Below are 23606 nucleotides of genomic sequence, written 5' to 3' on the forward strand. Positions count from 1 at the left end.
GGGAGGGATGCTTATGTCATCAGAAGCTTATCAACTTACAGCCATAATTATTTATATGGTAGCAATGCTTGTTATTGGGTGGTATTCTTACAAGAAAACTACCAATTTAACCGATTATATGCTCGGTGGTCGTTCACTCGGTCCAGCTGTAACTGCATTAAGTGCAGGGGCTGCAGATATGTCCGGTTGGTTATTAATGGGATTACCTGGAGCTATTTATCTTTCGGGTATGGGTCAAGCTTGGATTGCAATCGGATTAACGATAGGTGCTTACTTAAACTGGTTATTCGTTGCACCTAGATTACGTGTTTACACACAAGTATCAAATGACTCTATAACAATTCCTAGTTATTTAGAAAGCCGTTTAAAGCAATCTTCACGTTTACTACGTATTGCATCAGGTCTAATTATTTTATTATTTTTCACGTTTTACGTTTCATCAGGAATGGTATCAGGTGGAGTTTTCTTTGAAAGCTCATTTGGTTTAGATTACCACACTGGTCTTCTAATTGTTTCAGGTGTAACAGTTGCCTATACGTTATTCGGTGGCTTCCTGGCAGTTAGTTATACGGATTTCCTTCAAGGTCTTCTAATGTTCTTAGCATTAATTTCTGTACCTATTGTAGGAGTATTTACGACAGGTGGATTAGGAGAAACTATTGAATCTATTAAGGCAGTGAACCCTACTCATCTAAGTCTTTTCGCAGGAACTACTTTAGTAGGTGGAATTTCCGCAGTTGCTTGGGGTCTTGGTTATTTCGGACAACCCCATATTATTGTTCGATTCATGGCAATTAGCTCTGTTAAAGAAACAAAACAAGCACGTCGTATCGGTATTGGATGGATGATTTTAAGCTTAGGTGGAGCCATTGCTACTGCTTTGGTTGGAGTTGCTTACTATCAACAACATCCAGAACTAAGTTTAGAAAATCCTGAAACTGTTTTCATCGCGCTAGGTCAAATTATATTCCATCCATTTATTGCTGGTATTATGCTTGCAGCTATCTTAGCAGCAGTTATGAGTACTATTTCTTCTCAATTAATCGTTACATCGTCTGCATTAATTGAAGATTTATACAAAGCAGTTATTAAAACGGATGCATCAGACAAAACGTATGTATTATATGGACGTTTGGCAGTACTTGTTGTATCTGTTATTGCATTGGCAATTGGATGGGATCAAAATTCAACCATCTTGAAACTTGTTTCATTTGCATGGGCAGGTTTCGGGGCAGCATTTGGTCCAGTTATCCTATTAACTCTTTACTGGAGAAAAATTACTTCAACCGGTGCGTTAGCAAGTATGGTTGTTGGTGCAGTAACTGTAGTAATCTGGGGAACAAATGAGACTCTTTCAAGTGCTTTATATGAAATCGTTCCTGGCTTCGTTTTAGCCTTAATCGTTGCAGTGATAGTAAGCTTAATGACTTACAAACCAAATGCAGAAATTGAAAAAGAGTTTGATGAAACATTGCGTTTACTAAAACGTGACCGTTAATAGAATTAGTAAAAGCTGGCCGAATTTTTTCGGTCAGTTTTTTTTTCTTTTTATCCTTCTATATATATTCGCCTATATGACACTTGTCATGTTTATGACTTGACGTTTATGCCTACTCCTAATTGGGTAATTTCCTTATAGTTATGGTAATGATTCTTATTAGGAGGAATACAATGAGCAGAGAAAAAACGCTTGAGCTACGTAAAAATGTTAAGCCATTTGAAAATTCCGAGTTGAAAAAGAGTGTTTTTCAGCTTATAAATACAATTCCACCATTTTTTATCCTTTGGTTTTTAGCTTACCTAAGCCTAGATGTATCTATTTGGTTGACTGTCGCAATTTCAGTTGTCGCTGCAGGTTTTGTTGTTCGTATTTTCATTATTTTTCATGACTGTACACACGGTTCGTTCTTCAAGAATAAGAAAGCAAACAACATTACTGGTACCATCACTGGAATTATCACTTTATTCGCCTATGAGAAATGGAAACGTGAACACAATATACACCATGCTACAAGTGGAAACTTAGATAAACGCGGTGTCGGAGATATATGGATGATGACAGTTGAAGAATATATAGAAGCAACTCCAATGAAACGACTTTCTTATCGTCTATACCGTAATCCAATCGTAATGTTTGGTCTAGGACCTGCATTATTATTCTTAGTTAGTAATCGAGTTAACCGTAAAGATGCTCGTCCTAAAGAACGTAACAACACATATTTGATCAATATTTCCGTCGTTGTTATTTACTCCCTAATGATTTGGTTAATCGGATGGCAAGCATTTGCAATTATCCAAGGTACGATTCTTTTCGTTGCTGGATCACTTGGAATATGGTTATTCTACGTCCAACATCAATTTGAAGATTCTTATTTTGAAGATGAATCAGAATGGGATTATGTAAAAGCTGCGGTTGATGGAAGCTCTTATTACAAATTACCAAAAGTATTACAATGGGTTACTGGAAATATAGGATTCCATCATGTGCATCATCTAAGCCCTCGTGTTCCTAATTACAATTTAGAGATGGCGCATGAATCGACACCACCTTTACAAAAGGCAACTACGATTAATCTTCGTACGAGCTTACAATCTATTCGCTTCCGACTGTACGATGAAGCAAATAAAAACTTTGTCAGCTTTAAAGAAATTAAACACTTACTAAAGAACCCTAAAGCGAACGTTAAATTACATTCCAAAAATGCAAGCTTCGACGGAAAATAATTTACAGGAAAAACCATTCCCAGTTAAAAAGGAATGGTTTTTCCTATATAATAAAAATTATATGGAACCAAAATAGAGGTGTAGCAATTGACAAAATGGTATCAAGTATTCCCTAAATATCCTTGGTTAAGTATTTATGCTTGGATTGTTTTTTGTATTTTTCCTTTCTTCTTTATTTTCAAGTCATCTAGTCAACTTGAAATAATTATTGGTTTAATACTCATGCTAATATTTTTTATTGTTTATCGGTCATCTTTCACATCGAAGGGCATACTTCTCTATATATGCGTATTTGTAGAAATCGCTATAAGCGTCAGTATGACTTTTTTATATGGATATATTTATTTTTCTATCTTTTTATCTTTTTTTATTGGGAATATTCAACAAAAAGCAAACTTTTTTGTCATTTATAGTATTCATTTAGTAGCAATGATCACAGCAGTTATAATTGGTTTCTTTACACAAATGGAGCTCTTCCTTTCGCACATGCCCTTCCTAATCATCTGTTTAATCGGTGTGATTTTATTGCCATTCAATACATACAATCGAAACAAACGCGAAGTATTAGAAGGTCAGCTGGAGGACGCACAAAAACGAATTTCCCGATACATCATTATTGAAGAAAGAGAACGTATCGCTCGGGATTTACATGATACACTCGGACAAAAACTATCACTTATAGGTTTGAAAAGTGATTTAGCGAGCAGGCTAATCGAAAAAAATCCGGAAGCTGCAAAAAATGAAATTAATGATATTAACCAAACTGCCCGCTCAGTGTTAAAGGAAGTACGAGAACTTGTGACAAATATGCGTGGTACAAAACTTGAAGAGGAACTATTTCGCGTGAAGCAAATTTTACTAGCTGCACAGATCGATTGTAAAGTAAGCGGGACAGCAGAACTAGTGAAAACTCCCCTCCTTGTCGAAAACGTACTAAGTATGTGTTTAAAAGAAGCCGTAACGAATGTTGTGAAACATAGTAATGCTACCTCTTGTTCTATATCTATTAAACAATCTGCAAAAGAAACCTTGCTCAAAATTCATGACAATGGCACTGGTTTCGTTGTGGAAAAGGATTGGTCTAAAGGACATGGATTACGAGGCATTAAAGAACGATTAGAATTTGTAAATGGTAGTTTCGACATTCACACGAAAAATGGAACAACTCTTAATATACGTGTGCCAAATGTGATTCAGCAATCGAGACAGGAGGAATAACAAATGATTCGAATTGTAATTGCAGAAGATCAACGAATGGTGCTTGGTGCCCTTGGTTCACTTCTTGATCTAGAAGAAGATATGGAGGTTGTGGGAAAAGCGAATAATGGAGAGGAAGTCCTTAAACTAATCCATCAATTGCAGCCTGATATTTGTATTATGGATATTGAAATGCCAGTTAAAAGTGGATTGGATGCTGCAGAAGAATTAAAAGAGGAAAATTGCAAAGTGATTATTTTAACGACTTTTGCAAGATCTGGTTATTTTGAGCGTGCTCGAAAAGCTGGGGTTAGTGGGTATTTACTTAAAGATAGTCCTAGTGAAGAACTTGCCAATTCTATTCGTACGATTATGGATGGTCGTCGTATATACGCTCCTGAATTAGTAGATATTGCGTTTGAAGAGGATAATCCTTTAACAGAGCGTGAAAGCCAAGTACTTGAATTGATTGCAGATGGGAAAAGTACAAAGGAAATTGCAGGGGAACTATACCTCACTACGGGAACTGTCCGAAACTATATATCTGTTATATTAGATAAATTAGATGTAGGCAACCGGATAGAAGCTATTTCTCGATTTAAGGAGAAGGGTTGGTTTAAATGAATATAAAACTGCTTAAAGGACAACTTTAAGCAGTTTTTTTATTTTCCACTCAACTTTTCAAACGTTTGAAGGGTATATATATTAAAGACATTATTTACGGAAGGAGTGAACAATTCCTATGCAAGAAGATATTATAAGGGAAATAAAAAAAGGAAATAGAGAGGCTTTTCGGAGCTTATATGATGAGTATGCAAGTTATGCTATTCGTACTGCTAAGGCTATTACACGAAATGATGAACATGCAAAAGATGCTGTACAGGAAGCTTTTATTCGTGTTTACCGCAATATATCTTCTTACGATACTGCACTTTCTTTTAATGCTTGGTTCTACCGCATTTTAGTCAATGAATGCAATCGACTTTTAAATAAAGAAAAGAAAAATAGTCCGATCAACACGGCTCTAGATGAGCACTATACACAACAAATGGAACATTCTAAAGAAAATATAGCGGATTTATACGAGATTATACAAAACATGTCGGACTTATACCGAATACCAATATTATTAAAATATATAAAAGGCTTTTCAGAAAGAGAAATTGCCCAAATTTTAGAGTTGAATCAAAACACGGTTAAATCAAGATTATTTAACGGGAGAAACCTATTGAAGAAACAATTACATTTGACTGAAATGGAGGGAATTTGAATGGACCAAATGGATAAAAGAGCAAAAAAAGAAATTCTAAAGCATACTGAGGATGATCGAGATCAATTAAAAGAAGACATCTGGAATAATCTAGACAGAGAGCTATTTCCAGAAAAGAATAGAAAGGATAAACATTTGAAAAAGAAATCTAAGTTTGTTCCTATTACAATTGCCGCTGCAGCTGCCGTAATTCTATTGTTTAGTACACAAACCAACACAGGTATGGCATTCATTAAACAAATTAAAGACATTTTCGTTCCAGAGAAACAAATAACACAAAGTATTGAAGGAATGGATGAAGAAACAGAAGTCGTTTTACAAGAAGGTAAAGATTCAGAATACGTTATTTATATCGATGAAGAACGATATAAACTTATCCAGGGAGAAACCTCGGATATTATTACGACCAAGGAGCCTTTAGAAGAAAAGTATCCGGAAGTTTCCATGGAAATCAAGCAAATTACGGATAAATCACCTGAGGATATGGTCTCAACTTTAGAAAAGGAATTGGAAGCTGAATATACGAATGTGACTGAAACCGAACGCGTTACAGAACCAATTGAAGGCTTTAAGTTGCATGGAATTAGCGGTTCTGAATGGGACAGTCCCGTTACAAATGTGTATATAGTAGACAATAAAAATGGTGGTAGCTTTGTGATTAGAGAGAAGTATTTCTTAGAAGCTGCGGAAGGTCATGGTGCAAGGTTCTATGCCATGCTTCAGCAATTTGAAATCGTTGAATAAGTTTAATGCCCCCCTCCTTCGGGTAAACAAAGAGTAGATTAATAATTTGAGGAGGAATTTACATGAGTGGATTATCTGACAAATTAAAAGGTACTGTGAACAAAGTTAAAGGTGAAACAAAAGATCAAATTGGAAATGCGACAGATGATAGAAGTTTACAAGCTGATGGTAAATTAGACAAACTGAAAGGTGAAGCTCAGAAAACAGTTGGTGAAGCAAAAGATCGTTATGATCGAGATCGCTTATAGGTTAAATAAGAAAAGCTCTCTGCATTAGCGGAGAGCTTTTTATACTGTAGAAAAACTCGAATTTATTTTTATATAGGATGAATCAGGTTTTCCGAAGCCTAACGCTCGCTTATGTCTGGGCCCCGTTGATTTCCCGTTCCAGGCGGACTCTTTCCGCTGGCATGGCTTCAGCCGCTTCGCTCCGCTCAGTCCAGGGTCTTCTGCTCATGCACCTGCCGCTTCGCTTTCGGTGCAGAAAACATTTGCTATTCCGGCTGGAGTCGCCGCCTTCCACTTCAGTCTACTTTTGTATGCTTAAAATTAAGCTTTTCTTATTTCGATATTAATGTGACACTAATAATCTCTGGTGTATTAAATACCCTCACTGGAAAAACACTGTTTCCAAGGCCTCTACTTACAATCATCCTCGTATTATTTTCTTCATATACTCCGGCTGTAAAATGTGGGAACAATCCTTGTCCCGGTGCTGCTAAACCACCTATCCAAGGAATTCGAAACTGACCTCCATGCGCATGTCCCGAGAAAACTATATCCAAGTTATGATCTACATAATCTTCAAACGTTTCAGGTCGATGAGAAAGAACTAATGTAAAGGTATCCGATTGTTTAAATTTACTGAGCGCTTCCTTAACAAGAACTCCATTTAACGGGTCTTCAATACCAATTATTCGAACTTGTTCACCGTCTTTTTCAATTGTTTCCTCTTCATTCGTTAATACATTTACTCCTAGCTCCGTCAAAGAGGTTTTAATATTCTCCATGTCATTCGTTGCGATTTCATGATTACCAGTCACATAATAAATAGGTGCAAAAGATGCTATTTGCTCTACTAAATCAAGACTATTTTCTAAATCATATCGATTACTATCTATTAAATCACCGGTTATAAAGATTAAATCTGGTTTGGCTTCCTTCACCTTTTTTACAAGTTTTGTTTGATTTTCACCAAATGTTGCATCGTGCAGATCCGAAATCTGTACAATCTTTAATCCATTAAAGGAAGTAGGTAATTTATCTGATTCTACTACTATCTCTGTAGTTTTTATGTTTTTATTTCCAAAATATAATATAGCTACTAATACTAGTAACAAAACTAACCACTTTTTCATTTAACTTCTCCTAAAATATATATCTTACTCTGGGCTCATAATTCCTACTCGATGACCAATATGGTTTGTTTCCATCAATTCCTTATATGTAAATAAAGCTGTGTCCCCTGTTGTAGTTTGAACTGCTCCAACCGGCAATCGATCTCTTTCAATAATATAAGCATTTGTAGCTGCACCAGTTGGTAAATATGTTGGACAAACTATCGTCCAATCTAACAAGGTTTCTTTTAACATGTCATACACTTTATGATGCTCTTTCGCAGCTATAGTTGATTTTCTCTTTGATTCTGAAGATTGATACCTTAACAATTCAGGGTTCATCCTACTTGATAATATCCCCCCTGTACCAATAGTGACGATTCGATTTATATTTTGTTTCTCCATAATAGAAATGATATGTGCTACTGCTTCTGTTAATACAGTTGTTTGATCAGTACCTAATGCACTTACAACTGAATCAACGCTATCTAAAGTTTTTTCTATATCTGATTTTACTCTTGCATCGCCTTTTATTACAGTTAAATTAGCATGAACCTGGAGCATCTCTGGTTTTCTTACAAGAACTGTCACGTGATGATTATTCTCTAGCAACAAAGAAAGAAGTTCTCCGCCTACACGCCCAGTAGCTCCGAATAATGCTATTTTCATAAGAAACAGCTCCTTTTTTTTATTATAACAAAAAGCATCATTAAACTATGTAAAGATACAAAGAAAACTGCACTATTCTTTAGGAATCACTCCAGCCCCATTTACATATCGCAAGAATGCGAAAATGTCCCCCCATTGGAGCTGAGCTGACTCATCCTAAGGCAGCTCAAACGTAAAATACGACATGTATTCATCTTTTTTTACCACATCAGGACCAATAAACAACAGAGCCTAACAAATAAAAAAGTATCCCACGTTTTGTGTTGGGATACTTTTAAATGTCGAGAATTGTTATTTCCCGGGAAATAGAATTTAATAAGAATTAGCGGTAGAAAAAATTAATGCAAATATAACGCCATAAAAAATAATAATAAGTCCGATGCTAATAGCCATCCAAATTAGAGAGGCGCGTGCGTAGTTACGACGTGGATCTGGATTACCAAACCCCCATATAAATAGCATGACGATGTTTACAATAGGAATAATCATAATTAGCATCGTAAGCAGCCATTCTCCTACTGACATATTAGCCGCTGTTTTTGGGGTAACAGTATTGGAATACCCTTCAGTTTGTTCTGTTTCAACTGGATTCAAAATGAGTCCTCCTTTTCAAATAATATGTACCATTCATGTACATCTTTATTTTACTTGAATACTCATAAGAAAAGTCCTCTTTTTTGTAAAAATTTTTACATTTATTTTAATACATACTCATAGACGTAACAATTCCTATCAGCTTTGAATATTTCTAAAGCCTCTTAACCAGATGCATCTTACCCTATAAATTGATAATTTTCATTATTATTTTCAAGCGCAAGATTTCCCCCTAATGTTATTCTTTCTCGAAAAGGGTGCTGATTCTACTGTAATTGCCAACCACTTCCACTATATATTCACGCAGGTCAGGTTAAATACCTTCTAATAATTGCATAGCAAAATCGATGAGGCGAAAAAGTGACAAATGCTCCTCTATATCTATAAATAATTATATCTTCGACTTAGAAGCATTCTTTTTCGCAAAATAGATTGCTCCAGCTAAAAGAAAAATGATAGCTATAAAAGTAACAATTAAACTCCATATAAATGGGGTGTTATCCACATCGCCATTTAATACCATCCCAGCATACATCGGCAGCTTCCATGGTGAAATCGTCCAATAAGCTCCAAGTAAAGAATCGATTAATTGAACAATTAATACAAGTACAAGTGAAACAGTAGAAGCGATCCCTGTGGAAAAAGTTGCACTTGAAAATAAAACAATACCAATTACGAACAAAATCCATACAATATAAGTCCCAAGAAACCCTAAAAATGAACCCATATCGACCGCTCCAAACAGTACATACGTATAATATAAGTTCGTTAACAATCCAAGAATCACACTACTAATAACAAGTATGCTCATCATTACTAATTTACTAAACACATAACTAGAGTACGCAATCGGACGAACATATAAAAGCGTTGCAGACCCGTTTTTTCGCTCTCTTGCTATAATACCTGCAAAACCAAGTGTCAAAACTAGCATTCCAATAAATTGATACTGGCTTACAGTAGACATAACAATTTGCTCTGGTGATAATTGAGGTGACTGAAAAACAGCTCCTTCTGGCATATTCCCAACTGTATTTAAGATTTGAGGTAAATAATAATTCATTAGTGGCTCAGATATACCAAACAATATAAACACTAGCGGTATCCAAAGTATTTTAAAATTACGTACGTTTTCACGCCACTCTTTTTGGAATAAAACCGAAAAGTTACTCATCCTTTATTCACCACCTGTAAAAAGATTTCTTCTAAACTAGCAGTTGCTCGTTCAACCTTCGTCAAACTATAATGACTATTTCCAAGTACACGTAATACCTCATTCATTTGTAGTTTAGTATCCTCTCCTATTTCAATAAAAGCAGTTGGACCATCCTGTCTTGCAGGATAAGGTGAAGTATCAATAAATTTTGCTGCCTCTTCAGCGTTTGTGAAATAAATTTTGTACTGAGGATTTGCATACTTTTGACGAACCTCTTCCATAGAACCTTGCTCCACTAATTTACCTTTTCTTAAAAATAATAATTGATCGGTCATTTCCTCCGCATCATTTAGGATATGAGTGGAATATAGAATAGTCGTTTTTGCTTGTAATTCTTTTAATAGATTCATAATTTCTCGTCTTCCTATGGGATCTAATGCAGAAACTGGTTCATCTAGTAAAAGCAACGCAGGTTTGTGAACGATTGCTTGTGCTAGACCTAAACGCTGTTTCATCCCACCGGAAAACGTTCCGGTCTTTTTATTTTTAGCCTCACCTAGACCGACGAATTCCAACGTTTTTTCTGCTTCTGCTTTTGCAATCTTTGTGTCCACTCCACTTAACTTTGCAGCCATCTCTATAAATTCAAGTGCTGTTAACCATGAATAAAACTGTGGATATTGAGGAAGAAATCCTATTTCATGTCTTATATCTCCCTTTATTTCTACGTCCAATTCAATGGAACCAGTTGTTTGTTTAAGCAGACCAGCTAGCATCGATAAAGTAGTTGTTTTCCCAGCACCATTCGGTCCAATTAGAGCAGTTGACGTATTTTTATTCAATGAAAAAGTAACATTGTCTACTGCCTTTTCTTTACCATATTCTTTTGTTAAGCCCTGCATATGAAGTAGTGTATTCATTCATTTCTTCTCCCAACGATAAAGTAGATAATTGATCCAATGATATTACCAAAAACAATAATAATTCCCCATAACCATTTAGGACCGTTTGTATGGGTTACTCGTATTAAGTCAATAATAGCTACTACCATTAAGATAAACTGGAGAATTATTAGTGGTAATACTAGCACCCACGGTATTGATTCGAAATCCATTCCTATTCCTCCTTTGTCTCATTACATCTATTCTACTATATATAGAACAGAAAAGTTTCATATATTTAAAAATATTTTTAAATTTTATTTCCATTTCTTCTAGAGGCAAAGTGTTTACATGGTTATGTTATAATAGAAAGTTGGAAGGTGAATTTAATAATGGAATTAAAAATTAGAAAAGCACGGAAAGAAGATGCACAGGCAACCGTTCCACTGATTATGGAAGCAATAGGTGATATCTCCATGCAAATGACCGGAGAAACGGAAGAAACAGCTATCACAAAGGAATTTGTCCATTTATTTTCTCGGACAGACAATCGACATTCCTATTTGTATACGTATGTCGCAGAAATGGAAGGGAAAGTTGCTGGCGCACTTGTCTTTTATACATCAGAGCAAGCAGTTACACTCGATGCAAATTTAGAGAAATATCTTTCCAATAAGAAAGGTACCTCTATCAAAATAGATCGTGAAACACTACCTGGTGAGTGGTATATAGATACGGTTGTAGTTGACCCAACATATCGCGGTCATGGAATTGGAACAAAACTTTTAACACATGCAGAACAATTAGTGAAAAATGCTAGTGGTGGAAAACTCTCCTTGAACGTAGAAACGGAAAAAGAAGCTGCAATCCGCTTGTATAATCGTCTTGGATTTGTTACTGTATGTCCTTGGACAATTATTGGCGAACCTTTTCATCATATGGTGAAAACGGTCGACGTCGATTAAAGGAGAAGTTTTATGAAATTATGGATTTACCCCTTAATGGTTGTTTTTGCAGCAAGCTGTTATGGGACATTATCAACAATGATCAAACTGGCAATTGGGGATGGTTACACTGCCTCTGAAGCAACATCAAGTCAATATATTATTGGTTTTCTTTTAGCATTCATTATATATATGGTGACACAACGAAAGCTTCCCCGTTTCAATGGTGGCTTTAAAATCGTTTTGTTAGCTGGTATTTTTACTGGACTTACAGGAATTGTTTATGGACAGGCACTTATCTATTTACCTGCGTCTCTTGCAGTAGTTATGCTTTTTCAATTCACTTGGATCGGAACGCTTATTGATTGTATTCTAAGAAGACGGTTACCATCTAGGCCAGAAGTTATTTCCCTTATCATATTATTTGTCGGAACCATTTTGGCTGCTGGTGTAATTGATGTCGATTTAAGTGGTATTGACTGGAAAGGCTGGGTATTTGGATTTGCCGCTGCACTATCATTTTCCCTTAATATGAACGTCAATACAAAGCAAGTGGTAGGTATGAATACTACTACTCGTCTATTGTTCGTTTCTTTTTTTGCAATGATCATGATTACCTTATTCCAAAGTCCTGAAATTATATGGAATGGAAAGCTGTTTACAGAACCACTTATTTTCTATGGACTGGCCCTTGGTTTGCTCGGTATTATTATTCCAATTTATTTATTTGTTATTGCGGTTCCAAAAGTAGGAGGAGCAGTTTCTTCTATTTTAAGCGCAATGGAATTGCCGGTTGCTGTGACTGTTTCAGTAATAGTATTAAGTGAGGCATTATCTTGGATACAAGTTCTCGGTATAGCAATTATTTTAGTTGGTATGTGCATTCCGACACTTGCCGGAATTAGTAGAAATAAAAAACGAAAGTCTGTTTAATATAAAAGCTGAAGCCCATTTTACTATAGGCTCCAGCTTTTTTAGTTCTATTCTTTTTCAATTCTAAATGTAACCAAGACAAATATTGCAAAACTTATTAGTAGCAAAGTGCCACCTACAATATATGCAACTAACGCAAATGTCTCGTTTATATTAAATGGTTGCATGAACTGTAAATACATACCTAATGGTAATCCGATTGCTCCTATAATTGCTGTCCATCCATGCACTGCAACAAGCTTTGGCGATTTAATTTTATATAACTTGTAAAACAATCCATAAAGAAATAACGATAGCCACCCAACTAATAAAATATGGGCATGGATTGGGCGAAGTGCATAGGATCCTGCTCCAGCCATATGAGATCCAAGATAAGCTCCTAGTAATCCAAATAATGCACCAGCTCGTATTAAACGTAGACTCCATTTTTGTTGCATCTCATTTTCCTCCTATTTTTTACTTGTAATTGTTAACAATGCAGGTAATAATAGCGGTCTTACGATAAATGTATCGATTAGAACGCCAAACGCTACTACAAAACCAAATACTTTCAGTTCCATTACAGGCTGTGTAATCAATACTGCAAACGTAGCTGCCAAAATTAAACCCGCTGCAGAAATAACGCCTCCAGTTAATTCAACAGATTTTGCAATTGCTTCCTGCTCGCTAAGTAGTTTTCTCTCTTCTTTTAATCTACTCATCAACATAATAGAATAGTCTACTCCTAAAGCTACTAAAAAAACGAATGAATACAAAGGAATACGATAACTAAACGACGAGTAATTAAATAATAGGTTAAAGATCCATGTGGAGAATCCTAACGATGCTCCAAAAGATAATAATATAGAAACTATTATTAATAGAGATACTCGGATAGATTTTGTTTGAAATGCTAGCATTGCACCTATTAAAACAGTCGTTAAAATCATTACCAAACTGGTGTCTCTTCCATTAATGTTACGAATATCCACTTGTTTTGCTGTTTCTCCGATAACCTGAACATTTTGTTCTTTGAACTGATCTCTTATATTTTCTATTTCATCTAAAGCCTCTTTACTATAAGGATTGGCTTTTAATATAACAGAAAACTGTGTATGACCATCAGCCTCTGAAGAAGGCCGTACTTGATCGACTAATGGTCTATCTTCTATCTTTTCTATAATACTCGAAATGGTATTATCATCTGTTGATTTTATTAAAATTGTTGTAGGTGCAATTTCACCTTCTGAAAATGCACCTAGTTTTTTAAAACCTTCTCGCGAAGATAATTCCTTTGGAAAGGATTCCAATAAATCATAGGAATAGACAGTGGTTGTAGCATGCCAAGTCCCTATTCCTACAAGCAAGAGGATAGGGAGTGCAACTCTCCATGGCTTTTGAGTGCTTATGTTACCGGCTAAAATCCAAAGCTTCGATTTCTTGTTTTTCTGTTTCGGCATTTTTACAACAGCAAACAATGCTGGCAAAAGAGTAAGACCTGCTATTAGCATGGTAATTACCGCAATAACAAACACCGGTGCAAAATTACGATATGGTTCATATATGGCAAACGAAAGTGTTGCTACTCCTGCTAAAATAGTTCCACCACTAAATAGAATGGTTTCTCTTGTTCGAGCAAGTGCCACTTTCATATCCTGTTCTTCTTTATACCGAGCGTACAGCAGAAGGGAATAATCCGTTATTACAGCGAACAATAAAATCGTCATAATGGAAAGGGCTTGGTTTTCAATCGTAATTGATGTGAACTTACCAGTGAGACCAATCAATCTGTCCACGACCCCATACACAATACTAGCCCCAATAAGAGGAATAATCGCAAGTAAGAATGAACGGTAAATTAGGATGAGTAGGATAAAAATAATACCAACTGTCGCTAAAAGTAATATCAAATCTGCCTGTGAGAAAAGTTCTATTGTATCACTTGCTATTCCCGCTGGCCCTGTGTAGTAAATCTTAAAGTCGGAAGGAACAATTTGAGATACATTATTTTTAATCTCTTTAACCTCTTCATGAACCTCTTTACTTTCTAAATTTCCTTGTAAAATTAATGGAATGAAAAATGTTTTCTGATCCTCCGATACAAAAGAAGCCCGTTTTTCCAAAGGAATTTGAGAGAATCTCGGCATATTTGAATAATTTTTTTCCATTAATTCTAGAACTTCCTGAATTTTTTCATCAGAAGCTCCTTTTTTATTTTCAAAAACGATGATTAGAGGTAATCCATCACTAGTAGAGAACTTCTCTTTTAGCATTTTATCCGCTTGTATTGACAAGGCTGTCTCTGGCAGTCCAGCATTTTTGGATGAACTCGCCACTTCTTTTCCTGATGGAGCAAGAAAAGAAAGTAATATTACTATCGATAGCCAGGCAGCTATAATGATAAGCCAGTGACTTTTATTTTTCATTTTGCTTCCCCCTTATAAGGGGTACTATACATGGTGAAAATGAACGGAAGATGAACAGAAAATTACAGCTTATTTAATTGAACGGTTACCTTCGTTCCAAATGGCTCTACACTTTCAAATAATAAGCTTCCATTATGAGACTGAATCACTTCTTTTACAATGGCAAGGCCAAGCCCACTACCCTCAATTTGTGTAGATCTTGCTATATCATCGCGGTAAAAACGGTCTGTCCATTGATCATAATTAGAATCCTTATTGCCAACTCCAGTATCTTGTATAGTAACAAGTACATGATTTATTGATTCAATAACTTTAATGTGAATTTCTCCAGGAGAGCGATTATATTTTATTGCATTCGAGATAAGATTCTCCCAAACATACTCCAACATTTCTATATCTCCTGATATTTCTACTTCTTTCAGTTGTAGTTTCAGAAATATATCTTTTTCATCCATCATCCATCTAAACTTTTGTACGACTTGTTTTAACTGGTTATCAAGTCGATAACTTTCTTTTTTTCTTCGGTGATTCATTTGATCAAATGAAGTAAGTATCAATAATTGCTTCATTACGCTTGATAAACGCTTTGCTTCTTTTTGAATAATGGATGTGTATGTTAAAAGATCCTTTTCGTTCAGCTTTTCGTTCTCAAGTAATGTAGCATAGCCTTGAATATTTAATAATGGTGTTTGAAAATCATGTGATACTCTTGATATAAATTCTTTCTTATATCGGTCACTTGCTTCCAACTGCTTCACCATATATCGAAAACTTTCTGCTAGTTGTCCAATTTCATCTTTTTGATAAACTGGTATCGGTACTTGGAAATCTTCGTTCGCAATTTTTCTAGTAGCAATGGTCAATTTCGATAAAGGATTAATCATTTTTTTCGCTACTATTAACATAGCAATTACACTGATGACAATCATTGCTGCTGCAAGACCACCTAATAATATATGAATTTCATTAAATAGAAATTTTATATTAGGTCTCTGAAATAATGCATATTTTTTATTGTCATATGTAAATGGAACTCCAACTGTATTTGTTAATTCATTTGAAAAATAACCCGTAATAAAGGTTTCTCTAGGAAACTCCTTCATTCCATGATATATATCTCCCCCTATAACGCTTTTCACTACAGTATCACTTATATCATTTTCTCTGAAATCGCCACCAAAGCTCTTTATATGGCCTTCTTCACTTATAATATATATTTGATACCCACTTTCTCCAAAAGCATTTAGAATAGGCTCTAAATCGTTTTGCTCAGTTGTCTCAATCAGCTTTACCATGGATTTTGCAACAAGCACATTCTTCGAATCATTTTCCACTTTTAAATTTTGATGGTAATACGTATTCACAATGATAAAACCCAAAGACCCGCTGAGAAACATAATGAGAAGTGTCATCCATACAAACTTACTATATAAGGTTCTCATAAACGCTTGCCCTCTAATTTATATCCGATGCCACGTACTGTAGTGATATGAATATCAGTTTGCAATTTATTTAAACGTTCCCGAATTCGTTTAATATGTACGCTTAAAGTCTGTTCGTCGCCTTCAAAATCCATGCCCCATACTGATTCTATTAGTTGATCACGTGTAAACACTTGATTTGGTTTAGTAGCCAGCTTAGAAAGTAACTCAAACTCCTTTAACGGCAATACTAATATATCTTCACCAACATGCACTTCAAATCGTTTTCGATTGATACATAAATTTCCTACTTGAATATTGGCATCACTCGTTTTATCATATCTTCTCAAAATTGCTCGTATACGAAATAGTAATTCTTTTGGTTCAAAAGGTTTTACTAAATAGTCATCAGAACCAGCCAAATATCCTTTTTCTTTATCCTCTAATCTTCCTTTTGCAGTTAAAAGTAATACAGGAATATCATATTGATCACGTATTTGCTTCGTTAAAGTTAATCCATCCATAATGGGCATCATAACATCTACAATTGCAAGATCAGGAGCTATATTTTCTATTAATGCTAATCCTTCTTTCCCGTTAGTTGCTTTGATTACTTGGTACCCCGTTTGGGACAAATAAATAGATATTAAATCTAACGTATGCACATCATCATCTACTGCTAGTATTACTACCAAACTGAACCCCCCTATTAGTTTTTATTGTGTCTGTTTCTAGCCGATTCGGCAAGTATAAGCACACTTAAGAACACAATAGAGGGAAAATATTATCTCGCTGAACACCGTAGCAGCCAATTACATAACCATTTCTCACTCTTAAGCAACATAATACACAAAAAATTGGTCACCTGATTACTCGGTAACCAATTTTTTATTGAGAATTTTAGTAAAAATATGGATAAGGGAGACTAGTTTGTCTGTTAGAGCAACAAAATGAGTTGTATAAGCGACTAAGGAGACTCCAAAAGCGATCAATTAGCCCGTGAAAGCGACCATTTCTCAAAATAAAGAGTTCACTTTCTCTGAGATGACACAGTTTTTTCTACTTGTACTAAATGAAAACACAAAAAAAGCCGCCACCGATTACTCGGTGGCGACTTTTCAATTGCCCAGCGACGTCCTACTCTCACAGGGGGAGACCCCCAACTACCATCGGCGCGTGAGCTTAACTTCCGTGTTCGGGCTGCGAAAGCAGATGAACGGCAGATTTCTTCGTCAGCAGCGGTCGTTCGATTCTCGCGTATATCATACGCTGCGAGCCTCTCTTCCTTGCTTCCTCGAACTCTTTGTTCCTCTACTTTCTCGCAAATAAAACTACTATTCTTTGCCTTCGGCTTTTTTTCTAGTACAAAAGAAAAAGCCGTCACCGATTGCTCGGTGACGGCTTTTCAATTGCCCAGCGACGTCCTACTCTCACAGGGGGAGACCCCCAACTACCATCGGCGCTGAAGAGCTTAACTTCCGTGTTCGGTATGGGAACGGGTGTGACCTCTTCGCCATCATCACTAGACTTGAATTATGAAAGACAAGTTTTATTATAACAACTCTGTAGAGTTTTACAAGTGTTATTTTAATAAAAGTTTTATTCTTTCAAAACTGGATAAAAGACATTGGTGCTCGCAAATTCATATTTGGTTAAGTCCTCGATCGATTAGTATTCGTCAGCTGCACGTGTCGCCACGCTTCCACCCCGAACCTATCTACCTCATCGTCTTTGAGGGATCTTACTTACTTGCGTAATGGGAAATCTCATCTTGAGGGGGGCTTCGTGCTTAGATGCTTTCAGCACTTATCCCGTCCACACATAGCTACCCAGCGATGCTCTTGGCAGAACAACTGGTACACCAGCGGTGTGTCCATCCCGGTCCTCTCGTACTAAGGACAGCTCCTCTCAAATTTCCTACGCCCACGACGGATAGGGACCGAACTGTCTCACGACGTTCTGAACCCAGCTCGCGTACCGCTTTAATGGGCGAACAGCCCAACCCTTGGGACCGACTACAGCCCCAGGATGCGATGAGCCGACATCGAGGTGCCAAACCTCCCCGTCGATGTGGACTCTTGGGGGAGATAAGCCTGTTATCCCCGGGGTAGCTTTTATCCGTTGAGCGATGGCCCTTCCATGCGGAACCACCGGATCACTAAGCCCGTCTTTCGACCCTGCTCGACTTGTAGGTCTCGCAGTCAAGCTCCCTTCTGCCTTTACACTCTTCGAATGATTTCCAACCATTCTGAGGGAACCTTTGGGCGCCTCCGTTACACTTTAGGAGGCGACCGCCCCAGTCAAACTGCCCGCCTGACACTGTCTCCTACCCGGGTTACGGGTATGGGTTAGAATTTCAATACAACCAGGGTAGTATCCCACCGACGCCTCCTCCGAAGCTGGCGCTCCGGGCTCTAAGGCTCCTACCTATCCTGTACAAGTTGCACCAAAATTCAATATCAAGCTACAGTAAAGCTCCACGGGGTCTTTCCGTCCTGTCGCGGGTAACCTGCATCTTCACAGGTACTATAATTTCACCGAGTCTCTCGTTGAGACAGTGCCCAGATCGTTACGCCTTTCGTGCGGGTCGGAACTTACCCGACAAGGAATTTCGCTACCTTAGGACCGTTATAGTTACGGCCGCCGTTTACTGGGGCTTCAATTCGCACCTTCGCTTGCGCTAAGCACTCCTCTTAACCTTCCAGCACCGGGCAGGCGTCAGCCCCTATACTTCACCTTACGGTTTTGCAGAGACCTGTGTTTTTGCTAAACAGTCGCCTGGGCCTATTCACTGCGGCTCTTCTGGGCTATGCACCCAAAAGAGCACCCCTTCTCCCGAAGTTACGGGGTCATTTTGCCGAGTTCCTTAACGAGAGTTCTCTCGCTCACCTTAGGATTCTCTCCTCGACTACCTGTGTCGGTTTGCGGTACGGGCACCTCCCGCCTCGTTAGAGGCTTTTCTTGGCAGTGTGAAATCAGGAACTCCGGACATTCGTCCTCGCCATCACAGCTCAATGTTACAGAGTGCGGATTTGCCTACACTCACACCTCACTGCTTGGACGTGCATAACCAACAGCACGCTTACCCTATCCTACTGCGTCCCCCCATCACTCAAACGGCGGGGTGGTGGTACAGGAATATCAACCTGTTGTCCATCGTCTACGCCTATCGGCCTCGACTTAGGTCCCGACTAACCCTGAGCGGACGAGCCTTCCTCAGGAAACCTTAGTCATACGGTGGATGGGATTCTCACCCATCTTTCGCTACTCATACCGGCATTCTCACTTCTAAGCGCTCCACCAGTCCTTCCGGTCTGACTTCAACGCCCTTAGAACGCTCTCCTACCACTGATACCATAGGTATCAATCCACAGCTTCGGTGATTTGTTTAGCCCCGATACATTTTCGGCGCAGCGTCACTCGACCAGTGAGCTATTACGCACTCTTTAAATGATGGCTGCTTCTAAGCCAACATCCTGGTTGTCTAAGCAACGCCACATCCTTTTCCACTTAACAAATACTTGGGGACCTTAGCTGGTGGTCTGGGCTGTTTCCCTCTTGACTACGGATCTTATCACTCGCAGTCTGACTCCCAAACATAAATCATTGGCATTCGGAGTTTGTCTGAATTCGGTAACCCGGGATGGGCCCCTAGTCCAAACAGTGCTCTACCTCCAAGATTCTCGCGTTTGAGGCTAGCCCTAAAGCTATTTCGGAGAGAACCAGCTATCTCCAGGTTCGATTGGAATTTCTCCGCTACCCACACCTCATCCCCGCACTTTTCAACGTGCGTGGGTTCGGACCTCCAGTAAGTGTTACCTTACCTTCATCCTGGACATGGGTAGATCACCTGGTTTCGGGTCTACGACCACATACTCATTCGCCCTATTCAGACTCGCTTTCGCTGCGGCTCCGTCTCCTCGACTTAACCTTGCATGTAATCGTAACTCGCCGGTTCATTCTACAAAAGGCACGCCATCACCCATTAACGGGCTCTGACTATTTGTAGGCACACGGTTTCAGGGTCTATTTCACTCCCCTTCCGGGGTGCTTTTCACCTTTCCCTCACGGTACTGGTTCACTATCGGTCACTAGGGAGTATTTAGCCTTGGGAGATGGTCCTCCCGGATTCCGACGGAATTTCACGTGTTCCGCCGTACTCAGGATCCACTCAAGAGAGAACGAATTTTTGACTACGGGGCTTTTACCCTATCCTGCGGACCTTTCCAGATCGCTTCGTCTAACTCGTTCCTTTGTAACTCTATGCTGAGTGTCCTACAACCCCAAGAGGCAAGCCTCTTGGTTTGGGCTCTTCCCGTTTCGCTCGCCGCTACTCAGGGAATCGATTTTTCTTTCTCTTCCTCCAGGTACTTAGATGTTTCAGTTCCCTGGGTGTGCCACAGATGCGCTATGTATTCACGCAAATGTACTGCTCCATTACGAACAGTGGGTTTCCCCATTCGGAAATCTCCGGATCAAAGCTCACTTACAGCTCCCCGGAGCATATCGGTGTTAGTGCCGTCCTTCTTCGGCTCCTAGTGCCAAGGCATTCACCGTGCGCCCTTATTAACTTAACCTAATTCGGCTTTCAATACACGGCGCATTTCTTCGTCAGCTTCGCTCGTTCACATCCTCACGTACGTTAGTACGTTCCGGTGTTCACTCACTCGCTTCCTCGAACTGCTTGTGTCTTGAAACCCTCAAATATAGTAGTTAAAAGTACTACACAAAAAATAATCACGAATGTGATTACAAATTGAATTTCTTGAATTTGTTGCTTTCAATGTCGTTTTATCCAGTTTTCAAAGAACAAGTTTGAAATGCTCAAATGAATGAACATTCAAAACTGAACTGCAAAACGTTAAGCTACAGATAAAGATCTGTATTCCGTGTTTATCCTTAGAAAGGAGGTGATCCAGCCGCACCTTCCGATACGGCTACCTTGTTACGACTTCACCCCAATCATCTGTCCCACCTTCGGCGGCTGGCTCCCAAAAGGGTTACCCCACCGACTTCGGGTGTTACAAACTCTCGTGGTGTGACGGGCGGTGTGTACAAGGCCCGGGAACGTATTCACCGTGGCATGCTGATCCACGATTACTAGCGATTCCGGCTTCATGTAGGCGAGTTGCAGCCTACAATCCGAACTGAGAACGGTTTTATGGGATTAGCTCACCCTCGCGGGGTTGCGACCCTCTGTACCGTCCATTGTAGCACGTGTGTAGCCCAGGTCATAAGGGGCATGATGATTTGACGTCATCCCCACCTTCCTCCGGTTTATCACCGGCAGTCACCTTAGAGTGCCCAACTGAATGCTGGCAACTAAGATCAAGGGTTGCGCTCGTTGCGGGACTTAACCCAACATCTCACGACACGAGCTGACGACAACCATGCACCACCTGTCACCGCTGTCCCCGAAGGGAAAATCCTATCTCTAGGACGGTCAGCGGGATGTCAAGACCTGGTAAGGTTCTTCGCGTTGCTTCGAATTAAACCACATGCTCCACCGCTTGTGCGGGCCCCCGTCAATTCCTTTGAGTTTCAGTCTTGCGACCGTACTCCCCAGGCGGAGTGCTTAATGCGTTAGCTGCAGCACTAAGGGGCGGAAACCCCCTAACACTTAGCACTCATCGTTTACGGCGTGGACTACCAGGGTATCTAATCCTGTTTGCTCCCCACGCTTTCGCGCCTCAGCGTCAGTTACAGACCAGAAAGTCGCCTTCGCCACTGGTGTTCCTCCAAATCTCTACGCATTTCACCGCTACACTTGGAATTCCACTTTCCTCTTCTGCACTCAAGTCCCCCAGTTTCCAATGACCCTCCACGGTTGAGCCGTGGGCTTTCACATCAGACTTAAAGGACCGCCTGCGCGCGCTTTACGCCCAATAATTCCGGACAACGCTTGCCACCTACGTATTACCGCGGCTGCTGGCACGTAGTTAGCCGTGGCTTTCTAATGAGGTACCGTCAAGGTACGAGCAGTTACTCTCGTACTTGTTCTTCCCTCACAACAGAGTTTTACGATCCGAAAACCTTCTTCACTCACGCGGCGTTGCTCCATCAGACTTTCGTCCATTGTGGAAGATTCCCTACTGCTGCCTCCCGTAGGAGTCTGGGCCGTGTCTCAGTCCCAGTGTGGCCGATCACCCTCTCAGGTCGGCTACGCATCGTCGCCTTGGTGAGCCGTTACCTCACCAACTAGCTAATGCGCCGCGGGCCCATCCTGTAGTGACAGCCGAAACCGTCTTTTAACATTCCTCCATGTGAGGGAATGGATTATTCGGTATTAGCCCCGGTTTCCCGGAGTTATCCCAATCTACAGGGCAGGTTGCCCACGTGTTACTCACCCGTCCGCCGCTAAATCAGAAGAAGCAAGCTTCTTCATCATCCGCTCGACTTGCATGTATTAGGCACGCCGCCAGCGTTCGTCCTGAGCCAGGATCAAACTCTCCATAATAGAGAACTTAAAAAGCTCATTTTGTTTTGCTGGCATCATCATTAAATGATGTCAAAATTCTTTGCTATCCGACTAACCAAAGCTAGTCTATCAAGCTATATGTCTTAACGTTTTGCATGTTCAGTTTTCAATGTTCATGGTGGAGCCTAGCGGGATCGAACCGCTGACCTCCTGCGTGCAAGGCAGGCGCTCTCCCAGCTGAGCTAAGGCCCCAAATATAATTAATAACTGGTCGGGAAGACAGGATTCGAACCTGCGACCCCTTGGTCCCAAACCAAGTGCTCTACCAAGCTGAGCTACTTCCCGTAAATATGGCGCGCCCGGCAGGAGTCGAACCCACAACCTTCTGATCCGTAGTCAGACGCTCTATCCAATTGAGCTACGGGCGCATATATTTTTTTCATAAAAGTGGTGCCGAGGACCGGAATCGAACCGGTACGGTAGTCACCTACCGCAGGATTTTAAGTCCTGTGCGTCTGCCAGTTCCGCCACCCCGGCACTTAAATGAATCTATGGAGCGGAAGACGAGGTTCGAACTCGCGACCCCCACCTTGGCAAGGTGGTGTTCTACCACTGAACTACTTCCGCTCGGTTATTAAATTAAATGGTGCGGGTGAAGGGAGTCGAACCCCCACGCCTTGCGGCGCTAGATCCTAAGTCTAGTGCGTCTGCCAGTTCCGCCACACCCGCATGCATTATTCACTTAAAAAGTGATGAGCCATGTAGGATTCGAACCTACGACCCTCTGATTAAAAGTCAGATGCTCTACCAACTGAGCTAATGGCTCTAAAAATGGTGCCGGAGAAAGGACTTGAACCCTCAACCTACTGATTACAAGTCAGTTGCTCTACCAGTTGAGCTACTCCGGCGAAGAA

The 23606-nt window shown here is 39.5% G+C and carries 19 protein-coding genes, 8 tRNA genes and 4 rRNA genes; 9 read left to right on the forward strand and 22 right to left on the reverse strand.

The features are described 5' to 3' along the window. Positions 1-13 precede the first annotated feature (13 nt). The 7 genes from putP to AM499_RS15435 all read left to right on the forward strand — a co-directional run bounded on the left by putP (position 14) and on the right by AM499_RS15435 (position 6183). Entirely contained in the window at positions 14-1498 is a 1485-nt protein-coding gene (gene putP, locus AM499_RS15405) for a sodium/proline symporter PutP (protein ID WP_053591042.1), read from the forward strand. A gap of 173 nt (positions 1499-1671) precedes the next feature. Next, positions 1672-2724, forward strand: a complete 1053-nt coding sequence (locus tag AM499_RS15410) for a Delta(5) desaturase DesA (RefSeq protein WP_053591043.1) — start codon at positions 1672-1674, stop codon at positions 2722-2724. 87 nt (positions 2725-2811) lie between these two features. Next, positions 2812-3942: a sensor histidine kinase gene (locus tag AM499_RS15415; protein WP_053591044.1), complete on the forward strand. Its 1131-nt coding sequence runs from the start codon at positions 2812-2814 to the stop codon at positions 3940-3942. Positions 3943-3945: 3 nt separating this feature from the next. After that, the gene (locus tag AM499_RS15420) at positions 3946-4545 is read left to right on the forward strand and encodes a response regulator transcription factor (RefSeq protein ID WP_053591045.1); all 600 of its coding nucleotides are present in this window, start codon (positions 3946-3948) and stop codon (positions 4543-4545) included. 118 nt (positions 4546-4663) lie between these two features. After that, positions 4664-5191 carry an RNA polymerase sigma factor gene (locus AM499_RS15425; RefSeq protein WP_053591046.1) on the forward strand — a complete coding sequence of 176 codons (528 nt, stop codon included), beginning with the start codon at positions 4664-4666 and terminating at the stop codon, positions 5189-5191. After that, complete coding sequence (locus AM499_RS15430; RefSeq protein ID WP_053591047.1) at positions 5192-5935, forward strand: hypothetical protein; 744 nt, start codon at positions 5192-5194, stop codon at positions 5933-5935. It abuts the gene before it with no gap. Between the two features lie 62 nt (positions 5936-5997). Beyond that, positions 5998-6183, forward strand: a complete 186-nt coding sequence (locus AM499_RS15435) for a CsbD family protein (RefSeq protein WP_053591048.1) — start codon at positions 5998-6000, stop codon at positions 6181-6183. Between the two features lie 311 nt (positions 6184-6494). Here the strand turns inward: AM499_RS15435 and AM499_RS15440 are convergent, their stop codons facing one another. From AM499_RS15440 to AM499_RS15465, 6 genes are all read right to left on the reverse strand, one after another. Further along, on the reverse strand, positions 6495-7292 hold the full coding sequence (locus AM499_RS15440) for a metallophosphoesterase (protein WP_053591049.1): 798 nt from the start codon (positions 7290-7292) through the stop codon (positions 6495-6497). A gap of 24 nt (positions 7293-7316) precedes the next feature. Then, positions 7317-7940 carry an NAD(P)-dependent oxidoreductase gene (locus AM499_RS15445; protein ID WP_053591050.1) on the reverse strand — a complete coding sequence of 208 codons (624 nt, stop codon included), beginning with the start codon at positions 7938-7940 and terminating at the stop codon, positions 7317-7319. A 312-nt stretch (positions 7941-8252) separates the two neighbouring features. Beyond that, a complete protein-coding gene (locus tag AM499_RS15450; RefSeq protein WP_231687479.1) occupies positions 8253-8534 on the reverse strand; it encodes a hypothetical protein in 282 nt (93 codons plus the stop codon). A 391-nt stretch (positions 8535-8925) separates the two neighbouring features. Beyond that, entirely contained in the window at positions 8926-9708 is a 783-nt protein-coding gene (locus AM499_RS15455) for an ABC transporter permease (protein WP_053591051.1), read from the reverse strand. Beyond that, positions 9705-10610: an ABC transporter ATP-binding protein gene (locus AM499_RS15460; protein WP_053591052.1), complete on the reverse strand. Its 906-nt coding sequence runs from the start codon at positions 10608-10610 to the stop codon at positions 9705-9707. Before AM499_RS15460 ends, AM499_RS15455 begins: the two co-directional genes overlap by 4 nt. Then, positions 10607-10804, reverse strand: a complete 198-nt coding sequence (locus AM499_RS15465; RefSeq protein WP_053591053.1) for a PLDc N-terminal domain-containing protein — start codon at positions 10802-10804, stop codon at positions 10607-10609. Before AM499_RS15465 ends, AM499_RS15460 begins: the two co-directional genes overlap by 4 nt. 159 nt (positions 10805-10963) lie before the next feature. Between AM499_RS15465 and AM499_RS15470 the strand changes: the two genes are divergently transcribed. Both AM499_RS15470 and AM499_RS15475 read left to right on the forward strand, forming a co-directional pair. Beyond that, positions 10964-11536, forward strand: coding sequence for a GNAT family N-acetyltransferase (locus AM499_RS15470; RefSeq protein WP_053591054.1), 573 nt, complete (start codon positions 10964-10966; stop codon positions 11534-11536). 12 nt (positions 11537-11548) lie between these two features. Next, complete coding sequence (locus AM499_RS15475) at positions 11549-12448, forward strand: EamA family transporter (protein WP_053591055.1); 900 nt, start codon at positions 11549-11551, stop codon at positions 12446-12448. A gap of 47 nt (positions 12449-12495) precedes the next feature. Here the strand turns inward: AM499_RS15475 and AM499_RS15480 are convergent, their stop codons facing one another. From AM499_RS15480 to AM499_RS15555, 16 genes are all read right to left on the reverse strand, one after another. After that, positions 12496-12885, reverse strand: coding sequence for a hypothetical protein (locus AM499_RS15480; protein WP_053591056.1), 390 nt, complete (start codon positions 12883-12885; stop codon positions 12496-12498). Positions 12886-12897: 12 nt separating this feature from the next. Further along, positions 12898-14853 carry an MMPL family transporter gene (locus AM499_RS15485; RefSeq protein WP_053591057.1) on the reverse strand — a complete coding sequence of 652 codons (1956 nt, stop codon included), beginning with the start codon at positions 14851-14853 and terminating at the stop codon, positions 12898-12900. A gap of 62 nt (positions 14854-14915) precedes the next feature. Then, on the reverse strand, positions 14916-16295 hold the full coding sequence (locus tag AM499_RS15490) for a sensor histidine kinase (protein ID WP_053591058.1): 1380 nt from the start codon (positions 16293-16295) through the stop codon (positions 14916-14918). Then, complete coding sequence (locus AM499_RS15495; RefSeq protein ID WP_053591059.1) at positions 16292-16969, reverse strand: response regulator transcription factor; 678 nt, start codon at positions 16967-16969, stop codon at positions 16292-16294. The genes AM499_RS15490 and AM499_RS15495 overlap by 4 nt, the downstream gene beginning before the upstream one ends. 429 nt (positions 16970-17398) lie before the next feature. Next, positions 17399-17524 (reverse strand): 5S ribosomal RNA (gene rrf, locus AM499_RS22435). Between the two features lie 161 nt (positions 17525-17685). Continuing rightward, positions 17686-17801: ribosomal RNA gene (gene rrf, locus AM499_RS15505) — 5S ribosomal RNA — on the reverse strand. Between the two features lie 121 nt (positions 17802-17922). Then, positions 17923-20851, reverse strand: a 23S ribosomal RNA gene (locus AM499_RS15510). Positions 20852-21177: 326 nt separating this feature from the next. Continuing rightward, positions 21178-22731 (reverse strand): 16S ribosomal RNA (locus tag AM499_RS15515). The 16S, 23S and 5S rRNA genes sit together here with 8 tRNA genes alongside, the layout of an rRNA operon. Positions 22732-22868: 137 nt before the next feature. Further along, positions 22869-22944 (reverse strand) — tRNA-Ala (locus AM499_RS15520). Between the two features lie 16 nt (positions 22945-22960). Beyond that, positions 22961-23037: transfer RNA gene (locus AM499_RS15525), tRNA-Pro, on the reverse strand. A 6-nt stretch (positions 23038-23043) separates the two neighbouring features. Further along, a tRNA-Arg gene (locus AM499_RS15530) sits at positions 23044-23120 on the reverse strand. A 20-nt stretch (positions 23121-23140) separates the two neighbouring features. Then, positions 23141-23229 (reverse strand) — tRNA-Leu (locus AM499_RS15535). Between the two features lie 15 nt (positions 23230-23244). Beyond that, positions 23245-23319, reverse strand: a tRNA-Gly gene (locus AM499_RS15540). Between the two features lie 17 nt (positions 23320-23336). Further along, positions 23337-23421: transfer RNA gene (locus AM499_RS15545), tRNA-Leu, on the reverse strand. Between the two features lie 24 nt (positions 23422-23445). After that, positions 23446-23518, reverse strand: a tRNA-Lys gene (locus tag AM499_RS15550). Between the two features lie 6 nt (positions 23519-23524). After that, positions 23525-23600, reverse strand: a tRNA-Thr gene (locus AM499_RS15555). Positions 23601-23606 lie beyond the last annotated feature (6 nt).

It is taken from the genome of Bacillus sp. FJAT-22090 (genome assembly GCF_001278755.1).
In the GTDB taxonomy this organism is placed as follows: Bacteria; Bacillota; Bacilli; order Bacillales_A; family Planococcaceae; genus Psychrobacillus.

What these genes read in the sequence shown, in the direction of transcription:
- putP (WP_053591042.1), top strand. Translation starts at nt 14, where the DNA reads ATGTCATCAGAAGCTTATCAACTTACAGCCATAATTATTTATATGGTA.
- AM499_RS15410 (WP_053591043.1), top strand. Translation starts at nt 1,672, where the DNA reads ATGAGCAGAGAAAAAACGCTTGAGCTACGTAAAAATGTTAAGCCATTT.
- AM499_RS15420 (WP_053591045.1), top strand. Translation starts at nt 3,946, where the DNA reads ATGATTCGAATTGTAATTGCAGAAGATCAACGAATGGTGCTTGGTGCC.
- AM499_RS15425 (WP_053591046.1), top strand. Translation starts at nt 4,664, where the DNA reads ATGCAAGAAGATATTATAAGGGAAATAAAAAAAGGAAATAGAGAGGCT.
- AM499_RS15430 (WP_053591047.1), top strand. Translation starts at nt 5,192, where the DNA reads ATGGACCAAATGGATAAAAGAGCAAAAAAAGAAATTCTAAAGCATACT.
- AM499_RS15435 (WP_053591048.1), top strand. Translation starts at nt 5,998, where the DNA reads ATGAGTGGATTATCTGACAAATTAAAAGGTACTGTGAACAAAGTTAAA.
- AM499_RS15440 (WP_053591049.1), bottom strand. Translation starts at nt 7,292, where the DNA reads ATGAAAAAGTGGTTAGTTTTGTTACTAGTATTAGTAGCTATATTATAT.
- AM499_RS15445 (WP_053591050.1), bottom strand. Translation starts at nt 7,940, where the DNA reads ATGAAAATAGCATTATTCGGAGCTACTGGGCGTGTAGGCGGAGAACTT.
- AM499_RS15455 (WP_053591051.1), bottom strand. Translation starts at nt 9,708, where the DNA reads ATGAGTAACTTTTCGGTTTTATTCCAAAAAGAGTGGCGTGAAAACGTA.
- AM499_RS15460 (WP_053591052.1), bottom strand. Translation starts at nt 10,610, where the DNA reads ATGAATACACTACTTCATATGCAGGGCTTAACAAAAGAATATGGTAAA.
- AM499_RS15465 (WP_053591053.1), bottom strand. Translation starts at nt 10,804, where the DNA reads ATGGATTTCGAATCAATACCGTGGGTGCTAGTATTACCACTAATAATT.
- AM499_RS15470 (WP_053591054.1), top strand. Translation starts at nt 10,964, where the DNA reads ATGGAATTAAAAATTAGAAAAGCACGGAAAGAAGATGCACAGGCAACC.
- AM499_RS15475 (WP_053591055.1), top strand. Translation starts at nt 11,549, where the DNA reads ATGAAATTATGGATTTACCCCTTAATGGTTGTTTTTGCAGCAAGCTGT.
- AM499_RS15480 (WP_053591056.1), bottom strand. Translation starts at nt 12,885, where the DNA reads ATGCAACAAAAATGGAGTCTACGTTTAATACGAGCTGGTGCATTATTT.
- AM499_RS15485 (WP_053591057.1), bottom strand. Translation starts at nt 14,853, where the DNA reads ATGAAAAATAAAAGTCACTGGCTTATCATTATAGCTGCCTGGCTATCG.
- AM499_RS15490 (WP_053591058.1), bottom strand. Translation starts at nt 16,295, where the DNA reads ATGAGAACCTTATATAGTAAGTTTGTATGGATGACACTTCTCATTATG.